The 19,023-nt window shown below is 58.7% G+C and carries 23 protein-coding genes and 1 tRNA gene; 14 read left to right on the top strand and 10 right to left on the bottom strand.

Annotated elements, in window-relative coordinates:
* Nucleotides 1-186: 186 nt before the first annotated feature.
* Nucleotides 187-1,197: a helix-turn-helix domain-containing protein gene (locus ACRZ94_RS02690; protein ID WP_480650463.1), complete on the bottom strand. Its 1,011-nt coding sequence runs from the start codon at nucleotides 1,195-1,197 to the stop codon at nucleotides 187-189.
* A gap of 297 nt (nucleotides 1,198-1,494) precedes the next feature.
* On the opposite strand from ACRZ94_RS02690, the gene ACRZ94_RS02685 reads away from it, so the two are divergent.
* The 6 genes from ACRZ94_RS02685 (at nucleotide 1,495) to ribD (ending at nucleotide 5,095) form a co-directional block, all read left to right on the top strand.
* Complete coding sequence (locus ACRZ94_RS02685) at nucleotides 1,495-1,947, top strand: thiol-disulfide oxidoreductase DCC family protein (protein ID WP_480796612.1); 453 nt, start codon at nucleotides 1,495-1,497, stop codon at nucleotides 1,945-1,947.
* Between the two features lie 51 nt (nucleotides 1,948-1,998).
* Entirely contained in the window at nucleotides 1,999-2,496 is a 498-nt protein-coding gene (locus tag ACRZ94_RS02680) for a DUF4166 domain-containing protein (RefSeq protein WP_480650467.1), read from the top strand.
* A gap of 78 nt (nucleotides 2,497-2,574) precedes the next feature.
* Entirely contained in the window at nucleotides 2,575-2,976 is a 402-nt protein-coding gene (locus ACRZ94_RS02675; RefSeq protein ID WP_480650469.1) for a hypothetical protein, read from the top strand.
* Between the two features lie 16 nt (nucleotides 2,977-2,992).
* Complete coding sequence (locus ACRZ94_RS02670) at nucleotides 2,993-3,406, top strand: secondary thiamine-phosphate synthase enzyme YjbQ (RefSeq protein ID WP_480796611.1); 414 nt, start codon at nucleotides 2,993-2,995, stop codon at nucleotides 3,404-3,406.
* Nucleotides 3,407-3,527: 121 nt separating this feature from the next.
* On the top strand, nucleotides 3,528-3,998 hold the full coding sequence (nrdR, locus tag ACRZ94_RS02665; RefSeq protein ID WP_480796610.1) for a transcriptional regulator NrdR: 471 nt from the start codon (nucleotides 3,528-3,530) through the stop codon (nucleotides 3,996-3,998).
* Nucleotides 3,995-5,095 carry a bifunctional diaminohydroxyphosphoribosylaminopyrimidine deaminase/5-amino-6-(5-phosphoribosylamino)uracil reductase RibD gene (gene ribD, locus ACRZ94_RS02660; RefSeq protein ID WP_480796609.1) on the top strand — a complete coding sequence of 367 codons (1,101 nt, stop codon included), beginning with the start codon at nucleotides 3,995-3,997 and terminating at the stop codon, nucleotides 5,093-5,095. Before nrdR ends, ribD begins: the two co-directional genes overlap by 4 nt.
* 100 nt (nucleotides 5,096-5,195) lie before the next feature.
* Here the strand turns inward: ribD and ACRZ94_RS02655 are convergent, their stop codons facing one another.
* The 3 genes from ACRZ94_RS02655 to ACRZ94_RS02645 form a co-directional block, all read right to left on the bottom strand.
* On the bottom strand, nucleotides 5,196-7,196 hold the full coding sequence (locus ACRZ94_RS02655; RefSeq protein WP_480796608.1) for a capsular polysaccharide biosynthesis protein: 2,001 nt from the start codon (nucleotides 7,194-7,196) through the stop codon (nucleotides 5,196-5,198).
* The gene (locus tag ACRZ94_RS02650; protein ID WP_480796607.1) at nucleotides 7,196-8,326 is read right to left on the bottom strand and encodes a polysaccharide biosynthesis/export family protein; all 1,131 of its coding nucleotides are present in this window, start codon (nucleotides 8,324-8,326) and stop codon (nucleotides 7,196-7,198) included. Before ACRZ94_RS02650 ends, ACRZ94_RS02655 begins: the two co-directional genes overlap by 1 nt.
* 91 nt (nucleotides 8,327-8,417) lie before the next feature.
* A complete protein-coding gene (locus ACRZ94_RS02645; protein ID WP_480796915.1) occupies nucleotides 8,418-9,698 on the bottom strand; it encodes a capsule biosynthesis protein in 1,281 nt (426 codons plus the stop codon).
* Nucleotides 9,699-9,851: 153 nt separating this feature from the next.
* Between ACRZ94_RS02645 and ACRZ94_RS02640 the strand changes: the two genes are divergently transcribed.
* The 5 genes from ACRZ94_RS02640 (at nucleotide 9,852) to ACRZ94_RS02620 (ending at nucleotide 13,062) form a co-directional block, all read left to right on the top strand.
* A complete protein-coding gene (locus ACRZ94_RS02640; RefSeq protein ID WP_480796606.1) occupies nucleotides 9,852-10,439 on the top strand; it encodes a riboflavin synthase in 588 nt (195 codons plus the stop codon).
* Nucleotides 10,440-10,542: 103 nt separating this feature from the next.
* Nucleotides 10,543-11,664, top strand: a complete 1,122-nt coding sequence (gene ribB / locus ACRZ94_RS02635) for a 3,4-dihydroxy-2-butanone-4-phosphate synthase (RefSeq protein ID WP_480796605.1) — start codon at nucleotides 10,543-10,545, stop codon at nucleotides 11,662-11,664.
* Nucleotides 11,665-11,666: 2 nt separating this feature from the next.
* Entirely contained in the window at nucleotides 11,667-12,218 is a 552-nt protein-coding gene (locus tag ACRZ94_RS02630; protein WP_480796604.1) for a 6,7-dimethyl-8-ribityllumazine synthase, read from the top strand.
* A complete protein-coding gene (nusB, locus tag ACRZ94_RS02625; protein ID WP_480650489.1) occupies nucleotides 12,215-12,697 on the top strand; it encodes a transcription antitermination factor NusB in 483 nt (160 codons plus the stop codon). The genes ACRZ94_RS02630 and nusB overlap by 4 nt, the downstream gene beginning before the upstream one ends.
* A gap of 59 nt (nucleotides 12,698-12,756) precedes the next feature.
* Entirely contained in the window at nucleotides 12,757-13,062 is a 306-nt protein-coding gene (locus tag ACRZ94_RS02620; RefSeq protein WP_480650491.1) for a hypothetical protein, read from the top strand.
* Between the two features lie 219 nt (nucleotides 13,063-13,281).
* Here ACRZ94_RS02620 and ACRZ94_RS02615 read toward each other — a convergent pair whose 3' ends face one another.
* On the bottom strand, nucleotides 13,282-14,172 hold the full coding sequence (locus tag ACRZ94_RS02615) for a hypothetical protein (protein ID WP_480796603.1): 891 nt from the start codon (nucleotides 14,170-14,172) through the stop codon (nucleotides 13,282-13,284).
* A 166-nt stretch (nucleotides 14,173-14,338) separates the two neighbouring features.
* On the opposite strand from ACRZ94_RS02615, the gene ACRZ94_RS02610 reads away from it, so the two are divergent.
* Nucleotides 14,339-14,770: an MmcB family DNA repair protein gene (locus ACRZ94_RS02610; RefSeq protein ID WP_480650495.1), complete on the top strand. Its 432-nt coding sequence runs from the start codon at nucleotides 14,339-14,341 to the stop codon at nucleotides 14,768-14,770.
* On the opposite strand, the gene ACRZ94_RS02605 is transcribed toward ACRZ94_RS02610, so the two are convergent.
* Nucleotides 14,767-14,955, bottom strand: coding sequence for a DUF6324 family protein (locus ACRZ94_RS02605; protein ID WP_480650496.1), 189 nt, complete (start codon nucleotides 14,953-14,955; stop codon nucleotides 14,767-14,769). The two genes, ACRZ94_RS02610 and ACRZ94_RS02605, sit on opposite strands and share 4 nt — an antisense overlap.
* Before the next feature lie 77 nt (nucleotides 14,956-15,032).
* Here ACRZ94_RS02605 and ACRZ94_RS02600 point away from each other — a divergent pair, with 77 nt between their 5' ends.
* Together ACRZ94_RS02600 and ACRZ94_RS02595 are read left to right on the top strand one after the other, a co-directional pair.
* Complete coding sequence (locus ACRZ94_RS02600; RefSeq protein ID WP_480650497.1) at nucleotides 15,033-15,515, top strand: GNAT family N-acetyltransferase; 483 nt, start codon at nucleotides 15,033-15,035, stop codon at nucleotides 15,513-15,515.
* Between the two features lie 47 nt (nucleotides 15,516-15,562).
* Nucleotides 15,563-15,639 (top strand) — tRNA-His (locus ACRZ94_RS02595).
* Between the two features lie 93 nt (nucleotides 15,640-15,732).
* On the opposite strand, the gene ACRZ94_RS02590 is transcribed toward ACRZ94_RS02595, so the two are convergent.
* The 4 genes from ACRZ94_RS02590 to ACRZ94_RS02575 form a co-directional block, all read right to left on the bottom strand.
* The gene (locus ACRZ94_RS02590) at nucleotides 15,733-16,539 is read right to left on the bottom strand and encodes an ABC transporter permease (RefSeq protein ID WP_480650499.1); all 807 of its coding nucleotides are present in this window, start codon (nucleotides 16,537-16,539) and stop codon (nucleotides 15,733-15,735) included.
* Complete coding sequence (locus ACRZ94_RS02585; protein WP_480651431.1) at nucleotides 16,536-17,423, bottom strand: ABC transporter permease; 888 nt, start codon at nucleotides 17,421-17,423, stop codon at nucleotides 16,536-16,538. The genes ACRZ94_RS02590 and ACRZ94_RS02585 overlap by 4 nt, the downstream gene beginning before the upstream one ends.
* A 67-nt stretch (nucleotides 17,424-17,490) precedes the next feature.
* Nucleotides 17,491-18,204 (bottom strand): transporter substrate-binding domain-containing protein, encoded by a 714-nt coding sequence (locus tag ACRZ94_RS02580; protein ID WP_480650501.1) that lies wholly within the window; start codon nucleotides 18,202-18,204, stop codon nucleotides 17,491-17,493.
* Between the two features lie 33 nt (nucleotides 18,205-18,237).
* Entirely contained in the window at nucleotides 18,238-19,014 is a 777-nt protein-coding gene (locus ACRZ94_RS02575) for an ABC transporter ATP-binding protein (protein WP_480650503.1), read from the bottom strand.
* Nucleotides 19,015-19,023 lie beyond the last annotated feature (9 nt).

The raw sequence follows: 19,023 nt of genomic DNA, 5'->3' as shown, positions 1-19,023 counted from the left end.
GGCGCCTCGACCGAGGCGCCTTTTTTCTTTCGATTACGCTGTTCACAATGACCGGTTTGGCGATGACTTTGGCGCGAAATCACAAGTCATGCACCCAGCCTGTCCTTATATCACCATCGTCCACTCATGGGACAGGCCGGGGCGAGGTTGTGCCACTGATGACCCCCGGCCACCCGCATCCATCAGTCAATCAAAGTCCAACCGGGTGCGGAATGTACTCGGGGCCTTGCCGGTCCAACGTTTGAAGGCGGTAGAGAAGGCCGGCTGATCAGCATATCCCAAGGAAAACGCGATCTCGGACAAGGGCATGCCGTTTGTGATGAAGGTTTGCGCCAGATCGCATCGAAGATCATCGACGATTTCGCGATAGGTGATCCCTTCGTCTTTAAGACGGCGGGCAAAGGTGCGCGCGCTCATCCCCAGCGCGGTGGCGGCCTCGTCCGCAGTGATGATCGTTCCTGGCAAAGAGCGGGTGATCAACCCTTCGACCTGACCACGCAGTTTTTGTTTGGGGGAACGCCGCTCGGACAGAACACGCTCGGCATATTCTAACAGATGCGTCCGCAGGTTTGCATCGTAGGTGGGGACGGGCATGTCCAACGCCGAGGGGGCCAGAACGATTTCCATACGCTCTGCGCCGAACACAACCGGGCATCCGGCCAGTTTCTGAAACAGGGCTTGGTTTTCTCCGACTTCGTGCTGAAATCGAAGCTCGATTGGAAAAAAGGTGGTCTGCGTCAGGGCGCGCATGCGGGCAAGGCCCGAGAACAGCAGAAACTCGGTCCTGCGATGGTATCGGGCGAAACTGGCATCCTTCCAATCGGCTTCGATCGTGGCAAAGTTTCCCGCGAGCCGCAGGCTGAACATCAGCGCGGGGTCAATCATTCTGTGAAAATACGATGTGTTTTCCATCACCTGCCGCAGATCGCGGGAATACTTACTGATATAGGCCGTCAGGCTGGAAGAGGATCGGAATTGCAGCCCAGCCTGGGCCGCAAAGGTTATGTCGCCAAGGGCGTCGCAGGCATAGCGTACAAATAGGGCTTCTTGATGAGCACTGTAGGCTGCTGCAGGCGGCGCGATGCTGTCCCTGCTGAGGTCGCATTTTCGCAGGATACGGTCACTCAGCCCGGAGTCATGGCTTTTTTGATCAAGCGCTTTGGTCAGCAATCGGATGCGGGCAATATCAACTTCCATAACTCATCATACCCTAAACCTGATGCGCAAACGCGTCTGAAATCGGATGTATTGAAAACATGAATTGTCCGGAATTCGAATGGTTTTGGCAGATGAACACAAGACCAAAGCTTGGCACATTCCTATTTTTCGGTTGTTGTCGGGTCTGTGCCTTTTTTTGGGGATGAGGTCCGAGCCCCGGAAACCCACCTACCCCCGGAGGCTCCCCGACACGCCCTTTCCTTTGTTCAACGCCGGATGTCCTCTTGTCGCATTGTGCAGGGTGCAGGGGGATGGAAAGGTCCTGGCAAGGAAGGGGTGAGCCCGAAAGACATGCAGGACACCGAGCTTATTCACTTGAAAGATATCCGCGATGCCATTGTTTTCGATGGGGAGTGTGTTTTGTGTTCCAGCTTCTTCAGGTTCATGCTGAAGCATGACGCCGCGCATCGGTTCCAGTTTGCCACGGCGCAATCGCCACTGGGGCAGCGCCTGTATCATGAACTTGGCCTGCCCACGCAGGAGTTTGAAACCAATCTGGTGATCGTGGATGGCCAAGTTTACCAGCACTTGGATGCCTTTGCCGCGGCAATGCGAAACCTGCCCGGGATCTGGCCCGTTCTGTCTGTGTGCAAGCTGTTGCCGCAATGGATCAAGATGCCGCTCTATAAATCCATCGCCAGAAACAGATACGCGGTCTTTGGCCGTACTGAAACCTGCCTGGTACCGGATGAGGCGCTGCAATCCCGGTTTCTTCCCATGGGGTTCTGAGTGCTTTCTGACCCGTTTCTGCAAGCTCTGCCTGATGGGGCGGAGGCCCCCATGGCGGTCAGGACGTTGCATCAGACCACGGGGCGCTTTGCTGGCCGTTGCAAAATAGCGCGCGGGCAGGGTTGGATGGTCGCAGTCGCGCTGCGCCTTGGCCGGTTTCCCTCCAACGCTGAGGACATCCCGGTCAGTGTGGAAATCAAACACCTGGGGGGCGTGTGGACGTGGCGGCGCGATTTTGACGGTCATGTCACCGAATCCCGGATAACCTATGATCACAGCGCCGCCTGCGTTCGTGAGCAGCTGGGGTGCATTACCCTCTGGCTGACCGTCCAACCGACAGAGGGTGGTCTGTCTATACACATCAGGCAGCTAAGCGTTCTGGGCATTCGCTGCCCCGCATTTCTGCTGCCAAGGTCCGCAACAACAGAATGGCAGGGTGAAACGGGGCAGTTTTGCTTTGATGTGTCAGCAGATATGCCGGGGCTGGGGCGGTTGATCCGGTATCGCGGCTGGTTGAAACCTGTTCACGAGACGCGCCATCCGGACTAAATTCATCGTGAAGCGGCTTTGTCACGTGATAAAGTAAACTAGGTCGACACTTACCTTGTAACAGGAAAGAGTATGATCATGAAAAAGCTTATGACTTGCGCAGCTCTGGCTGCAATTGTGCTGAGCACTCCGGCCTCGGCGACCTTTGCCCGGTTTGGTTACCAGACCGCTGGTCTGAACAGCACTGATTTTGAGGTGATCCCACGCGGGCGCACCGATATTGACGGGTACTGGTGTGCGGCGTCCGATTTTGCGCGCAGAACACTAGGGGCCAGCTGGAAGCAACCCATCTACGTCAAACGTGGCTATGGCCCAAGCGAAGCAACAGGGCGCAAAACGGCCGTGCAGTTCACACTGAAGGCTCCTGCAGGCGCGCCCCAGCAAAAGGGCGGGTTCAATACCTATACCTTCCAGCCGGGCAATAGCCTGTCTGTGTCGGCCGCCAATGCGCGTTGCAGCACACGGCAAATCTTCGACTGATCCGGACTAACGCCTGATGCAGACCGAGTTTATTATTTCGACGCAAGGTGCGGGGCTCTATGAATTCACCCCGGATGTGCGCAACTGGCTTAACTCGGTCCAAGGCGATGGATTGTTGACTTTGTTCGTGCGGCATACGTCATGCTCGCTGGTGATACAGGAAAACGCGGACCCTGAGGTGCAGACGGACCTGCACGCCTTTTTCAACCGGCTGGTGCCGTCGTCAGATCACCCTTCCATGGCATATCTGCGGCACACCTATGAAGGCCCTGACGATATGCCAGCCCACATCAAGGCCGCGCTTTTGCCTGTATCCGTGTCGATCCCGGTTGCATCCGGACGGCCCGTTCTGGGCACGTGGCAAGGGATATACCTGTTTGAACACCGAACGGCGCCCCATCAACGCAGGGTCGCGGCGCACTTTGCATAGAGTCATTATCTTGCGGTTAAAAATTCCGACTACCCAAATCCTAGCGTCTGTCCTATAGTTGTGGATAAGTAGGCCACAGCGCTTACAAAAAGAGGCGGAACAAGGGACGAGGAGACGGCGGATGCGCTGCCCGTTTTGTGGGAATATCGACACTCAGGTCAAGGATTCACGCCCGGCAGAGGATCACGTCGCGATCCGCAGACGCCGGTTTTGTCCCGCATGTGGGGGACGGTTCACCACTTATGAGCGCGTGCAGCTGCGCGACCTCGTGGTGATCAAAACCAACGGCAAGCGCGAAGATTTCGACCGGGACAAGCTGGAACGCTCGATCCGCATCTCGATGCAGAAACGCCCGATTGAACCTGACCGTATCGATCAGATGATTTCCGGCATCGTCCGCCGCCTTGAAAGCATGGGCGAGACGGATATCCCGTCAAACCGGATCGGCGAGATTGTCATGGAAGCTCTGGCGCGGATTGACACCGTGGCCTATGTTCGTTTTGCAAGCGTGTACAAGAATTTCCAGGCGGCCGATGATTTCGAGGAGTTTGTCCACGAACTGCGCCCGCCGCAGCCTTCGACGGACGAGTGAGCGAAACAGATAAGCGATATATGGCGCTGGCCTTGTCTTTGGGTCGGCGCGGTCAGGGCACGTGCTGGCCGAACCCGGCTGTGGGCTGCGTTGTCGTGCGTGATGGTCGCATTGTTGGGCGCGGCTGGACCCAACCCGGCGGGCGCCCGCATGCCGAGCCGCAAGCCTTGGACCAGGCTGGAGAGGCCGCGCGGGGCGCAACGGCCTATGTGTCGTTAGAACCGTGTTCCCATCACGGAAAGACCCCGCCATGTGCGGAGGCGCTGATCAAGGCCGGGGTGGCACGTGTGGTGTCGGCGATCGAAGACAGCGATCCCCGGGTGGCCGGGCAGGGCTTTGCCTTGCTACGAGAGGCCGGGATCGACGTTACCACAGGCGTTCTGGCCGAACAGGCCGCGCGGGATCATGCGGGATTTTTCCTGAAAACCGAACAGGGACGCCCCTTTGTGACACTAAAGCTGGCCAGCAGCTTTGATGGGCGGATCGCGACCGCCACCGGGCACAGCCAATGGATCACGGGGCCGCAAGCGCGTCGGGCGGTGCACGCCATGCGCGCGCGCCACGATGCTGTGATGGTCGGGGCAGGGACGGCGCGGGCGGATGATCCGTCGCTGACGGTGCGCGATCTGGGGATCGCGGCGCAGCCGGTTCGAGTTGTCGTCTCACGCCATCTGGATATTCCACTTATGGGGCATCTTGCCCGCACGGCGGCTGATGTTCCGGTGTGGCTCTGCCACGGCCCGTCCCCCGATGCCGACCGCGCCCGCGCTTGGGAGGGGTTGGGCGCGCGTCTGATCCCCTGTGCTTTGCGTGACCACCACATCGATGCAACCGACCTGCTGCATCAACTGGGGCAGGCGGGGCTGACCCGCGTATTCTGCGAAGGCGGTTCGGCCCTGGCGGCGTCTTTGTTGGCCGAGGATCTGGTGGATGAGCTGGTTGGTTTCAGCGCTGGTCTCACCATCGGGGCAGAGGGGCTGCCTGCCATCGGCGCACTTGGGCTGGATAAACTTGAAACAGCGCCCCGGTTTGAGTTGATGGAAACCCGAACCATCGGACCGGATGTCTTACACCGCTGGTCGCGGGCGCTGCGCTAAAGCGTCTCGGGTTTAACTTGAGACACGAATACCCTGCCACGCCTGCGGCGTTCTCGGGACATTCGTGTCGCAGAGTGATTCAGGTAAAACCCGGAACGCTCTAGGTGCGACGCCACAGATGCGCGTGGGTTGCCAGCGCCCCCTGCAGTTTGGACAACAACCGAAGTGACGGGCCACTGTTGTTTGCAGTGCCGTCAATCAGGCGATCCACGGCAACTTCCACCGGGCAAGGCTGTCGCGTGAGCGGGTCCAGATAGCGCGGATAGTCGATCAGGGCTGCGTGTACCAATCCCAACATGGTCGGTCGTGCTCCGCGTCGGGCGGGCACCGTTCCCAAATCCTGTGTCAGGCCCCAACCTGCGTAGAAGGGCGCCCCCAAGGTCGTGACCCGCACCCCGCGCATCAGCGCCTCGAACCCCAAAAGCGATGTCATGGTCCAGACCTCGTGCACCTGTGACAGCAGCGATGCGGGATCGGTGCCGGTCACAACCAGATCGGCCAGACCGTCCTCGACCGCGCCCTCGCGCAGACCGGCTTCGACATCCGGGTGCGGTTTGTAGATCAGGATTGCATTCGGATTGGCCTCGCGCGTGGCGCGCAGCAGGTCAGTGTTCGTGCGCACCGCCGTTGTTCCCAGCAGGACCGAGGCATCGTCCTGCACCTGTCCGGGAACCAGAATGCGATGCCCGGCAGGAAGATCAGGGGCCTCTGCGCCGGTGTTATACTTGCTCAGATGGCTGTCGATGATCCGGGCGACCAGCCGTTCGGCCCGCAATTCCTGATCCGGCCGCAAATGCGCCCGCGCGGCGATCATGTCTTCAATCTGGCTGGGATGGGTGGGATCGTAATAGATGCCCACCGTGTCGGTCGCAAGGGACAGGGGCGGGACAAGATCGGCACCCAGCCCGCGCGACCGCAGAAATCCGTCTTCGATCCGAACCGCGTTGTCCATATCCCGCGCCTGGTTTGCCCAAACCATATGGGGGCGGTCCGCGTCAGCCGGGGGTAGATCCGTGAACCTGACCTTTTCGACACTGCCGAACATCTGCTGCAGATGCTTGCGTTTCCATAGGCGCATGCCAGAGGCGGTCCACCCTTTGTGGTCCTGCCGCCATGCGCGCGTCTGTGCCTCTAGCGTATCCAGCACCGTTTCTAGGGCGCAAAGCTGGTCCCGAAAGGGATCGTACCACGTGGGATAAAGGATCATGCACGCGGCAAACAACTGCGCGCGGGTCAGGTTGCGTTGACGGCGCGCCACGGGGTCTTCGTCATTGGTCAGGCCCCAACCGGCATAGAAGGGCTGGCCAAAGACCCGCGGTTTATGTCCGGACAGGATGGCCTCAAACCCCAACTGAGACGACAGGGTGTAAACGCCCGTCGCCCCTTCGAGCAGGGTCCAGGGGCTGATCTGGCTGTCAATAATCGACACGCGGGCCGAGGCGTCCTGATCTGAGAAGTAACCGGTGCGATGCCCCGATGTGGTTTCCGGGTGTGTTTTGATCAGGATGTGGGCACCGCGGTTTTCCTCTTGTGCGATGACCAGCATCTCGCGAAAGCGCGCGTCATTGCCCTTGCTGGCCGTGACCGAGGCATCGTCGCGGACCTGATCCACCACCAGCACATAGCCAGGATCGGGGGCAGGCAGGGCTGGATCAACGGCTGAATATTTGCTGAGGTGAAGCTCGCGCATGCGGTCCATACAGTAGCGTGCGCGATTCAAAAGCGCGGTGTCGTCCAGTGGATGCGTGGCCAGCAACTGTTCAAGATCAGATGGGTGCGAGGGGTCGAAATGCACGCCGGACCGGTCAAGCAGAAGGCCCAGAGGGGGCTCTCCGTTACGGCCTGGATTTAAGGAGCGGAGAAAGGCATCTTCGACCCGCAGGAGTGGTGCGTTGTGCCTGGCGGCCATGGTCAGACCGCGATGTGCGGTCGGGCTATTGCCCCAAATGCCGACCATATCCCCTGTCCGGGGAATGCCCAGACGAATGTCATAGCCGGACAAATCCAGAATGCGCCGAAGACGCCGTTGGGTCAGAAAGCCACCATTATAGACGCACAGCCGGGTACGTTCAGGGCCGGCTGAAGCGTCGTCGGTCTGCATCAGCCGCCCGTCAGCGTCGCAACGTTTGCAACCGGAGTCAGACCGCCCGCAATCAGAGAGATCGATTTGCTCCACTGTGCATAGGGCGCTTCGGTGACATAGATCGTGTCGTCATCGCGGATCACGAAGTCGCGGGCCACAAACAGACCGTTGGGCTCGGTCAGATTCAGCAGGTAGATCATGCGCTGATCGCCCTGCAGGTCCTGCCGCCCCATGACGGTGCGCGCGATGTCCTGCCGCTCTTTGCGCAGGACAAAAATGCCGGTCGGGTCCGAAGACAGGGATTGTAGACCGCCCACCTGGGCCAGCGCCTCAAGCGCGGACAGGTCTTGTGTGTCAAAAGCCACGCGGGACTGGCCTGTCGCCCCCAGCGCGATGTAGGACCGGCTGTCGGCTTCGACCAGAATGCGGTCTCCGCCGCGCAAGGCGACATCCAGACCGGGGTTGCGGAACAGGTCATCATACCACACGGTGCCGCGATCATTGCCCCGGATCAGCGTCACCTGCGCAATATCGGACCCAACAGCGACGCCACCGGCCTGGGAGAGCATGCCCAACAAGGTGCGGCTGGGGGATTCAATCGGATAAACGCCCGGCGCGCCGATCTCACCGGTTAGCGAAACGGTCGAGCCATTGCCCGCCTGACGACGCACTTCGACCTGCGGGTCAGGTGTCTGATCCTGCAACTTGCTTGTGATCAGTTGGCGCAACTGTTCCGGCGTGTTTCCAGCGGCATGAATACGTCCGGCATAGGGGACAAAGATGAACCCGTCGCTGTCCACCTGCATCTGTTCCAGTGCCGTGGCACCCGAGAGCTCACCAGACAACAACCCATCATCGACATTTTCCCAAACCGTCAGGCCCAGAACGTCGCCCGGACGCACCGTGTCAGCGGTCAGTTTTGGCGCATTACGGAACGTGCTTGAGAACCCGAATTGCTGGATCGCGGATGTGGCGCGCGCAACCCGGTCGTCCACTTCGACCACAAACGCATTGCCGCCTTTGGTCGTAGAACCTGCCAGAATCTCATTCTTGTTGGGCCCGGCCTTAGGCAATTGGCAGGCCGCCAACAGGCCGATTGTGACCGCAAGGGAAAGGCCCCTCATCCATCGGATTGGAAAGCGCTGCACTGCCGAATATCCTCAGTCATTCTTGTTTAGTTTTTTCTTTTGCGCAGGCTACCCGTTTAGACGGGCAACTTCCAGTTCCAACGCGCTCAAATCACTCAACCAACCGCAACTGTGGCGTCTGCGCCTCTGATGCGGTGAGAACGGATTGGTAGGGATCGCTGGTGCTGAGCATTCTGTCAGCCACCCCGCGCAAGAGTTGCCGCCGCCCACGGCGCGAGTAAAATCCACCTGGAAGCTGGCTGGTTTTCAGCAAAAACTGGCGGTAGCGCTGATAGGCCTCCTGATCCGGCAGCATCGGGTCCGAGAAGAAGGCAGGCAAGGGCTGGTGCGAAACGAATTCGGGCTTGTCATAGACCGACCGGCCAAAGATGCGCAGCGGGATACCGCGCCACAGCACCTGCTGCCCGGCTGTGGAATTGATCGTGACGGCCGATCGTGCGTTGTCCAGCAGATTGGCGAGCTTGCCGCCGGGCACATAGTGGACCCGATCCGAGACGCCGTAGGTTTTTGCCAATTGCTGCACCCGCCATTGAAGCGGCTCGCGATGATTTTCAAGCGGATGCTCTTTGACGACCAGCCTGTGGTGGGATGGGGCACCTGTGGCGAAGCCTTTGAAGACGTCTTCCAGAAAATCGGACATGCAGGAATAGTCCGAATGGGATTGCACCGACGTGTCATGGCCCAGTTGAAGCAGCACCAGATGATAGGGATGGCCGCCGCCAAGAACCCGCGCTGTTGCCCAACCCCGTTTGATCCGGTGAAACGGCATAAGCATCAGGCGTTTAAAATAAAGCTGGAATTCTTTCGAGACGGGCAGTGCCCTGTGTCTGCGGAAATTGCGATAGCGCTGGTTCAGAAACAGGACGAACCAGTGGTACAGTGCCCCGTAAAAGATATGCTGCCGCATGTCGCCCCAGTGTGACGGGGGCGGAACCTGAGCGCCGCTTTCCTCCAGCGCGCGGTCCATCTGTGCGACATCCAGTGACATCAGGCGGGAATTTCCGTTCGAGCCGAACCTCTCATACGTCACCCACCAGGGGCGCAGGTAACCCTCTTCGAAGACGTGGACCGTGACACCTTTGGTCCGGGCAATCTCAATGGCGTTGGCATGGACGGGGCGCGTATCGCCATAGAGCACGATGTCGGTGACACCGCGCCTGTCAATCAGGTTGGCCAGGGAATCCGGCCAGCGTTCGATCGCGTCGCGAAATGGGATGTAAGAGGATTTGTCGAACCAGAACGCCCGATCCCCAGCATTGAAACCAACGCGCCAGACCGCTGCGCCGGTCTCTCGCAATCTGCGGGCCAGCCTGTAAAAAAACGGGCCATGCGGTCCTTGGAGAAACAGAAAAACGCGGCGTTTCTGATCCATGGTTTGGGGTGATTTCACTGCTGTTCTTGCCTTTTGTTCATGAAATTATGCCTGTTTCAGTCATTCGCGGCAAGGTGGGGCTTGTTCGTCCGGCTGGATGGCCTTACCTCGGCGTGGAACATTGGGCCAAATTATAAGACAGGGGTTAGCGGAATGTTTACGGGGATCGTCACCGATGTCGGCATCGTTACCGAGCTTGAACAGCAAGGTGATCTGCGGGCCCGGATCAAAACCACCTATGATACGGCGGGTATCGATATCGGCGCGTCCATTGCCAGTGACGGCGTTTGCCTGACCGTGATCGCGCTGGGCGATGACTGGTATGACGTCCAGATCAGCGCCGAGACCGTTTCGAAGACCAATCTGGACAGCTGGCAGTTGGGTAAACGCGTCAATCTGGAACGTGCGCTTAAGGTCGGGGATGAATTGGGCGGCCACATCGTATCCGGCCATGTGGATGGCGTCGCCGACGTGGTTGCCGTGCAGGACGAGGGCGACAGCACCCGCGTAACTCTGCGCGCGCCCAAAGACCTTGCGCGGTTCATTGCGCCCAAGGGGTCGGTCGCGCTGAACGGCACCTCGCTGACCGTCAATGACATGGAGGATTGCGATTTTGGCATCAACTTCATCCCCCATACCAAAGAGGTAACGACATGGGGCGATGTCACTGTCGGGGACAAGGTGAACCTTGAGATCGACACGCTGGCCCGCTACGTGGCCCGTCTGGCCGAAATGTCCTGATTTAAACGCCGCGTTCTGACCGGTTCGCGGCGTTTGCAGACTGGCCTTTGCGCGCGGGGTGGTCTATCCACCCGTGCAAACATGCTCTGCGAAAGGCTGCCCAATGAGCTTTGAAACCCCCGGACCCGTCGAGGCGCAACTGCGCGACGCGATCAGCCCGATTGAAGAGATCATCGAAGAGGCGCGCAAAGGCCGGATGTATATTCTGGTCGACCACGAAGATCGCGAGAATGAAGGCGATCTGGTCATCGCGGCCGAGTTCGCGGATGCCGAGGCGATCAACTTCATGGCGACCCATGGGCGCGGGCTGATCTGCCTGCCGATGACGGCGGAACGTGTGGACGCGCTGGGCCTGCCGATGATGGCCGTTAACAATTCCTCGCGGCATGAAACCGCGTTCACCGTGTCCATCGAGGCGCGCGAAGGTGTGTCGACCGGGATTTCCGCCGCTGACCGCGCCCTGACTGTTGCGACGGCCATCAATGAACAAAACACGATGGCGGCCATTGCCACCCCGGGCCATGTCTTCCCCTTACGCGCCAAGCGGGGCGGGGTGTTGGTGCGTGCGGGCCATACCGAGGCTGCGGTTGATATCTCGCGCCTGGCCGGGCTGAACCCTTCGGGTGTGATCTGCGAGATCATGAAGCCCGACGGCACAATGGCGCGTCTTCCCGATCTGGTGGAATTCGCACAAACCCATGACATGAAAATCGGTACGATCAGCGACCTGATCACCTACCGATCCCGCAATGACAATCTGGTGGTCGAGACGTCGCGTGAAACCGTCAATTCGGAATATGGTGGCGAATGGGAGATGCGGCTGTTCACTGACCAGCTTCACGGCATCGAACATGTGGTCATGATCAAAGGCGACATCACCACGACCGAGCCCGTTCTGACCCGCACCCATGCTTTGCACGAAGCGCCGGACATCTTGGGCCTCGGCCCCAAATCCTCGCGCGAACTGCCGCGCGCGATGGAGAAGATCGCCGAAGAGGGGCGCGGTGTCGTCTGTCTTTTCCGCCAACCTCGGAATTCGCTTTATGCGGTCGAGGATGAAGGCCCGCGGACAATCAAACAAACCGGACTGGGGTCTCAGATCCTGTCCAAATTGGGCATTCAGGAACTGGTGCTGCTGACCGACTCGCCAGAAACCGTTTATCTGGGGCTCGACGCCTTTGGCCTGTCCATCGTCGGCACCCGTTCCATCCTCAAGGAAGACTGATCGTGGCTGAACAAGACAAACACGGCGTCCTGCCGACCCCGACATTTGACAAGCCTGTGAAACTGCTATTGGTGGTGGCGCCTTTCTATCGCGCCATCGCGGACAACATGATCGCAGGCGCCAAGGCCGAGATCGAGGCCGCAGGCGGCACCTATGAGGTGGTTGAGGTTCCCGGCGCGCTGGAGGTTCCCACCGCCATCGCCATGGCCGACCGCCAGTGTAATTTCGATGGTTATGTCGCGCTGGGCTGCGTCATTCGCGGCGAGACCACGCATTACGAAACGGTGTGCAATGACTCCAGCCGCGCCATTCAGTTGATGGGCTTGCAGGGCCTGCTGATCGGCAATGGCATCCTGACCGTCGAGAATGACGAACAGGCCGAGGTGCGCGCCAATCCAGAAAAGATGAATAAAGGTGGCGGGGCAGCCGCTGCGGCCTTGCATCTGATCGCGCTCAGCCGTAAGTGGGGCTCTTCCAAAAAGGGCGTGGGTTTCAAGCCCCCGTCCGAGTCCATCCTGGTGGCGGGCGACAGCAACGGATCCACGACAGCATGACCCAGACAGACGCGCCGAAACCGGCCAACCAGAAACGCCTTATGAAATCCGCCGCACGCCTCTATGCCGTGCAGGCGCTGTTCCAGATGGAGCAGTCGGGCCAGACGACTGAACAGGTTGTGAATGAGTTTCTGGATCACCGGTTTGGCGCCGTCTACGAGGGCGAGGAAATGCTGGACGGCGACATCCGCCTGTTCCGCAAGCTGGTTGAGGATGCGGTAAACTACCAGGCCGCCATCGACCAGATGACCGACCGCGCGCTGGTGGCCAAATGGCCTATCGCGCGTATCGACCCGACCCTGCGTGCCACGTTCCGCGCGGCAGGGGCTGAACTGACCCAAAGTGACACGCCCCCCAAGGTGGTCATCAATGAATTCGTCGATGTGGCCCGCGCCTTTTTCCCTGAAGGTAAAGAGCCTAAATTCGTCAACGCCGTTCTGGACCACATGGCGCGCGAGGCCCAGCCCGAGGCGTTCTGACGCCTTTACTCGGGCCTTACATGCGCTAAGCTGAATGTCAGAGCGCAAGGAGGCCCGTCATGCCCAAACTCATCCGCCTTTACATCACTCAGGTCGCCTGGGGATTCGTGATCTCAGCCGTGTTTGTCGGGGTGCTTCTGGCGCTGAACGTCGCGAACCTGCGCGGCCTGATCTGGGGCTCGGATGTGGGTCTTATCGCCTTGGCGATGATCTGGTTCATGAACGGGATTGTGTTTGCAGGGGTCCAGTTCGCCTACAAGATCATGAGCATGGCGGAAAAGCCGGGCGGGCCGCGTCGTGGGTGGCCGGTGGTGAACATGTTCAAACCTGCGGTGGCCAAGCAAGAAGCCCGCGCAGAGCGCTGAATTTTATGGAAAATGTGGCGGGACCACCAGTCAACCGTGCGGTGTGATTCCCGAGGACCTGTATGTACAGGTGGGCGCCAGGTAATCAGGCCAGGACCTGAACAGAGCCAGCCCCCTCGGAATTGCTTAAGGCCACCAGAATGCTACCAGTCACAAGAAGGGCAGAACCCGCCACGGGTTTAACTAGGGCGTGTGATCGGGTTTCACAAGGGGCTGCGCTCAGAACACGTCCTGAAATCGCTCGGGGATTTCAAATGTCCATTTCTTGCGCGTGCGCGCATGCCGCCACAAACCACGTGCATTCTTCGACCAGGTTTTCTTGATCTGGTTCCGCACGCGACGGAAATTGAGGTCCACCTGACGTGGCGGGCCCGATTCAGCCAGCACCTGCAACTGATCGGAAATTTGGTCCAGAGTCTGATACCAGCCTTCACCCGCGATCCCCGGCACCATCTGCGCGTCTGAATCGCTGATCTGATGCAGCCGATGCCTTTGCCTGTCCTTGAGCATGTCGTGATCGATGAATTTCAGGTGGAACAGGAACAGCTTATCCGACAGCAATCTGTCAGGGTTAGATGAGAAATGCTGCCCCAAGCTCCATCTCACCGGTTTGCGGATGATGCTGGGCTTGCAATAGAAGGTGTTGACGCGCCCATAAGACCGCTGAGAAAGGATGCCACGCGATGAATCGAGCCGTTCCTCCAAGTCGATGCGGTGGATGATCTCGATTGCGAACGGGGCGATAACGTCTTCGGTTGTTTCGTTCAGAATAAACGCAATAGGGTCTGGCCCATATTGCGGGTCCAGCGTGATCAGTTCATCCACGTCGCCACCCAGCACCACGTCGAAACGCATGGTCAGCGAACTGGCGAATTGTGACAGGAAATCCCACCTGCGCCGGTCCCAACCGATGGTCGCCTCGTCGCGGGGCAGGGTGATGATCTGACATCCTTCGGTGTTTTGCGGAAGAGAGCTGTCTTTTCCATCCACCAGAATGAACAGGTTCTCGCGGGGCACAAAGCGTGAATAGTAGTCGATCCAAAGCTTCAGAAAGAAGTCCTCATTTCGGATCATGGTCCAGATTGCGACGTTCGAATGCACCCGAGGCAAACCCTTTTTCCAAAGCTTTCGATTGGATAGCGCGACAGGGTTACGTTGTCCACAACAGCCATCGTGACGGATGACCTCTGAGCAGCAAACGCGACACCTGTATGTACCTGAGGATCAATGAGGGAAAAATCTTGAGATTTGTTCCCGTATTGTTCACATTGATAGCATGACTCTTGATCTGCAACCCGGACAAAAACTGGCGCGTGGTGTGTCCCGCCACTTGCTGACGCATGGATTTGTTTCCGTTGAGGAATTCGTTCCAGCCCGTGGTTTGCGTGTCGATGTGATGGGGCTGGGTCCAAAAGGCGAACTGTGGGTGATCGAATGCAAATCCAGCCGGGCTGATTACCAGTCGGATTCAAAATGGCAGGGGTATCTTGAGTGGTGTGATCGGTTTTTCTGGGCTGTGGATACCGATTTTCCCACCGAACTGCTGCCCGAAGAGACCGGGCTGATCATCGCCGATGCCTATGACGCTGAAATCATACGTATGGCGCCCGAGGACAAGCTGGCCCCGGCCCGGCGCAAGAAGATGGTGCAGAAGTTTGCCTGTGACGCTGCGCGTCGGTTGCAGGCGCTGCGGGACCCCAGGATTTAGCTTTTGACCGCAAGCGCGGCCTGAACAGCTGCGCGGATTTCCTCGGCGATTTCTTCGGCCTCTTCGGGTTCGAAATCCATGGGAATTTCGACGCCATCCGCCTCGATGAACAACCGCACCATGCCTTGATCGGTGGGACCGATCTGCAAATTGGCCTGAATGTCGCGTTCGGTGTTGATGCCCATATGCGCCTCCGGAGATGAGCATTTGTGCTAACGCGCAAAGGGTTGAGAATCAAGCTGCCTTTGCGCTCAGATACGGTATGGATGATATTCGGATCAGAGCGTTTCACGCCGGGGATGTAGCCTGGCTGGTTGAGCAGCACGGCTTTTACTATGAACGTGACGAGGGGTTTGATTCCAGCTTTGCCGAATTGGTCCAAAACATCCTTCGCGGTTTTGTCGAATACCATGACACCAATACCGAACGCGGTTGGATCGCGGAACGGCAAGGCCGAAGGCTTGGCAGCATCTTTTGCGTCAGGCTGAATGACAACACTGCAAAACTGCGCCTGTTTTTCCTATTGCCCGAAGCGCGTGGACTTGGCCTGGGACAACGTCTTTTGGATACGTGCACAGGCTTTGCCCGCAGCGCTGGTTACTTGCAGATGCAGCTCTGGACACATGAAAGTCACCGCGCCGCCTGTGCGCTGTATCGGCGCAATGGTTGGCAGTTATTGGACAGTAAACCCGTGCGTTCCTTTGGGGTCGATCTTGTCGAACAAAGCTGGAAAATTCGGCTTTAATCCTCTTGCAATCCCCCGGCGCGTTCGGTACATCGCCCCTCACGAGTGCCGCCTTAGCTCAGTTGGTTAGAGCGCTGGATTGTGGATCCAGAGGTCCCCTGTTCAAGCCAGGGAGGCGGTACCATCTCCTTCAAATCGGTCACTATACAGCGCGCAGATTGAGTTGTTGGGCGTGTTGGTGTGTTTCTATTGGAAAACCCAATAGCGCGCCAAAAAATCAGCGCGCCAGGTTCAGTTTCAGCTTCATTTTGCTTCGCTTGGCCGTAGGCAGATGGCGGTTTAACCGCTTGTTGACCAGTCCAAACAGCCCGATCACTGCCAGAGTCAGCAGGATGAAATAAAAGGCCAGAATCGGGTAGGGTATGAACGGGTTGAACGTCTTGTCCGCAAAATAGCCCGCGTAATACAACGCATCGCCCCGTTGCTGCCAGACCGGAAAGGCCGAGAAGAAGACCAGCGTGGTGGCGTGGAACAGAAAGATTGCCTCATTGGTGTAAGCAGGCCAGGCCAGCCGCAGCATGGTGGGCCAGACGATGCGACGGAATCGCGCCCAACCGGTCATGCCATAGGCGTCTGCGGCCTCGATATCGCCCTTGGGGATCGACCGCAGGGCGCCATAGAAGATTTCTCCTGAATAGGCGGCCGTGTTGCAGAACAGCACGATCAGAGCGCCCAACCAGGCCGAGGTCAGCGCGTCGAGAAACGGAAAGCTCTGTTTCAGCGACAGGAAGAAAAAATAGGCAAAGAAGAACTGGATGAACAAAGGTGAACCGCGGAACAGAAAGATGAACCACTCGGACGGCTTGCGTAGCCACTTGTTCGTGGATGCCTTTCCAACGGCCAGTGCGGTGGCCAGAAAGAACCCGGTCGCTAGCGCCATGATCCCGAAATAGATGTTCCAGATCATGCCCGATCCGATCAGGGTGAACTGCTCGCACAGGGTATAGTCATTGCGGGGCAGAAGACGCTCGCCAATGCCGATGGACCGCAGGGCATAGTCCTGAATGGTCTGGATGCAGCTCATGCCGTTGTCTCCTTGCGCAACAGCTCTCCGCCCGAGGTCGCCTGACCGTGGGCGAGGCGGCGCATCAGCCTTTCAAGGCCGATCTCTGAGACACGGGTCATGCCCAGGTAAAACACGAGCAGGGCAAGGAAATACCACATGCGCCAGTCGCCATGCGGGTATTGGGTGAATTTCGGGTTCTTGAACGATCCCAATTCGCGCGCCCAATAAACGATGTCTTCGATGCCCAGCAGAAACAGCAGCGGTGTGGCCTTGATCAAGACCATCCACAGGTTCGACAGGCCGGGCAGGGCATAGACCCACATTTGCGGCACCAGAATGCGCCAAAAGGTCTGGCGGCGGGTCATACCGTAGGCCTCGGCGGTTTCCAGCTGTGCATGTGGCACAGCGCGCATGCCACCAAACAGAACGTTTGCGGCAAAGGCCCCGAACACGATGGAAAACGTCACGACGGCCAGAAAGAAGCCGTAGGTTTCATGCACCCATTCGGGCGCGCTGCCCAAGGGCAGCTTGGCCGCCTGACAGACGATAAAGTCATTTCCCTGCCGGATCGGATCGGTCCATTCCGGGCACAGGATCTGATGCCGCGTCCATTCAAACGCCTGATCCAGCGCAATGACAAAGAACATGAAAAACGCGATGTCAGGCACCCCGCGCACAATGGCGATATAGCCTTTGCCCAACAGGGCCACCGGCGGGAAATGCGACCGGGCGGCCATTGCCCCCAAAAAGCCGAACCCCAGCGCCACCGGTGCTGTAATCGCCAGCAACAGCAGGACCTTGAAGAAGGATAGGTAAAACAGCCAATGAACGCCGTTGGTCAGGTAACAGGAAAACCAACGGACGGTGCCGAGCGTTTCGGGATCAGTGCAGAACGAGAAAATGGCGGGCCTCTTTGACTTGCAAGGGCTCTGAGGCGGCGCGCCCTAGGGGAGGCGCGCCGCAGAGTTATCAGAAGGTCGAGGACACTTCCCACTTGGTGATCAGCGTGTTCAGGCTGCCATCGTCCTTCATGGACTGGATCGCCGCGTTGAACTTCTCTTTCAGCTCACCATCGGATTCACGGATGCCCATGCCGACGCCACCGCCCAGCGGAACTTCGTCACCCACGAAGACCAGGCCCGAGCCATCTTCGGTGAAGGGGGCGAGGAAGGATTTGTCAGCCAGAACCGCGTCAGCTTCGCCGTTGCGCACAGCGGCGATGGTTTCTTCGGGGCTGGCAAACTCGACCAGAGTTGCACCGGAATCGGCAACATAGCCGGCCTGAATGGTACCGGTTTGCGCGGCAATCACGCCGCCTGCCAGATCAACGCCGTCGGACATGGCGATATAGGCCGACGGATCCGGCGGCGTGTAGTTTTGGGTAAAGTCGATAACCTCGTCCCGCTCATCCGTGATCGACATGCCTGCGATGATGGCGTCGTAGTTGCCCGAGACCAGGTTCGGGATGATCGAATCCCAGTCGTTCTTGACCCATTCGCAATCCAGGCTGGCACGCTTGCACAGCTCATCGCCCAGTTCACGTTCGAACCCGTCGATCTCGCCTGCGTCGTTGACGAAATTCCACGGCGCATAGGCGCCCTCGGTGCCCAGACGGACGGTGTCCGCCATGGCCATACCAGCGCCAAGCGCCAGGGCCGCAGTGGTCAGAATCAGTTTTTTCATTGGATACTCCCCAGTTTGTTTTCTGTCCTGAAGTTAAGCCGCCTGAGTGGCGGATAGAAAGCCCCGAAGCCGTTCGGATTCGGGGGAAGTGAAGATATCTTCGGGCAGACCTTCTTCCTCGATCAAGCCCTGATGCAGGAACACGACATGGCTGGAAATATCGGCCGCCATTTTCATGTCGTGGGTTACGATGATCATGGTGCGGCCCTCAGCCGCCAGATCCTTGATCACCTTGATCACCTCTTGCTCAAGCTCGGGGTCCAGCGCCGAGGTCGGCTCGTCGAACAGCAGCGCCTCGGGTTCCATGCACAGACCGCGAGCGATGGCCGCGCGTTGTTGCTGACCGCCAGACAGTTGCGCGGGATAGACATCGCACTTGTCGCCAATGCCCACTTTGTCCAGATACCGGCGCGCGCTATCCTCAACCTCTTGCGGGTCGCGGCCCAGAACGGTGACCGGGGCCTCCATAACGTTTTGCAGGATGGTCAAATGAGCCCACAGGTTGAATTGCTGAAACACCATCGACAGGTTGGTGCGGATGCGCAGAACCTGTTTGGGGTCTGCAGGGCGGCGGTTGTGCATATCCCCGGACCAGCGCACAGGTTCGCCCTTGAACAGAATCTCGCCCTGCTGGCTGTCTTCCAACAGGTTACAGCACCGCAGCAAGGTCGATTTGCCGGACCCGGACGAGCCGATCAGCGAAACAACATCCCCGCGTCTTGCCGTAATATCGACCCCTTTCAGCACTTCCAGATTGCCGAAACTTTTGTGGAGGTTTTTGATTTCGATTACGGGAGTGGAATCTGTCACGAAGGGCCC

This window comes from Ruegeria sp. CH10, from assembly GCF_056537125.1.
Note: the sequence above shows the minus strand (reverse complement) of the source record. Positions and strands in the feature narration are given on the sequence as shown.

Coding starts and splice junctions, on each gene's coding strand:
- ACRZ94_RS02690 (WP_480650463.1), bottom strand. CDS start 1,197: ATGGAAGTTGATATTGCCCGCATCCGATTGCTGACCAAAGCGCTTGAT.
- ACRZ94_RS02680 (WP_480650467.1), top strand. CDS start 1,999: ATGGCGGTCAGGACGTTGCATCAGACCACGGGGCGCTTTGCTGGCCGT.
- ACRZ94_RS02675 (WP_480650469.1), top strand. CDS start 2,575: ATGAAAAAGCTTATGACTTGCGCAGCTCTGGCTGCAATTGTGCTGAGC.
- ACRZ94_RS02670 (WP_480796611.1), top strand. CDS start 2,993: ATGCAGACCGAGTTTATTATTTCGACGCAAGGTGCGGGGCTCTATGAA.
- nrdR (WP_480796610.1), top strand. CDS start 3,528: ATGCGCTGCCCGTTTTGTGGGAATATCGACACTCAGGTCAAGGATTCA.
- ACRZ94_RS02655 (WP_480796608.1), bottom strand. CDS start 7,196: ATGCAGACCGACGACGCTTCAGCCGGCCCTGAACGTACCCGGCTGTGC.
- ACRZ94_RS02645 (WP_480796915.1), bottom strand. CDS start 9,698: ATGGATCAGAAACGCCGCGTTTTTCTGTTTCTCCAAGGACCGCATGGC.
- ACRZ94_RS02640 (WP_480796606.1), top strand. CDS start 9,852: ATGTTTACGGGGATCGTCACCGATGTCGGCATCGTTACCGAGCTTGAA.
- ribB (WP_480796605.1), top strand. CDS start 10,543: ATGAGCTTTGAAACCCCCGGACCCGTCGAGGCGCAACTGCGCGACGCG.
- nusB (WP_480650489.1), top strand. CDS start 12,215: ATGACCCAGACAGACGCGCCGAAACCGGCCAACCAGAAACGCCTTATG.
- ACRZ94_RS02620 (WP_480650491.1), top strand. CDS start 12,757: ATGCCCAAACTCATCCGCCTTTACATCACTCAGGTCGCCTGGGGATTC.
- ACRZ94_RS02610 (WP_480650495.1), top strand. CDS start 14,339: ATGACTCTTGATCTGCAACCCGGACAAAAACTGGCGCGTGGTGTGTCC.
- ACRZ94_RS02605 (WP_480650496.1), bottom strand. CDS start 14,955: ATGGGCATCAACACCGAACGCGACATTCAGGCCAATTTGCAGATCGGT.
- ACRZ94_RS02600 (WP_480650497.1), top strand. CDS start 15,033: ATGGATGATATTCGGATCAGAGCGTTTCACGCCGGGGATGTAGCCTGG.
- ACRZ94_RS02590 (WP_480650499.1), bottom strand. CDS start 16,539: ATGAGCTGCATCCAGACCATTCAGGACTATGCCCTGCGGTCCATCGGC.
- ACRZ94_RS02580 (WP_480650501.1), bottom strand. CDS start 18,204: ATGAAAAAACTGATTCTGACCACTGCGGCCCTGGCGCTTGGCGCTGGT.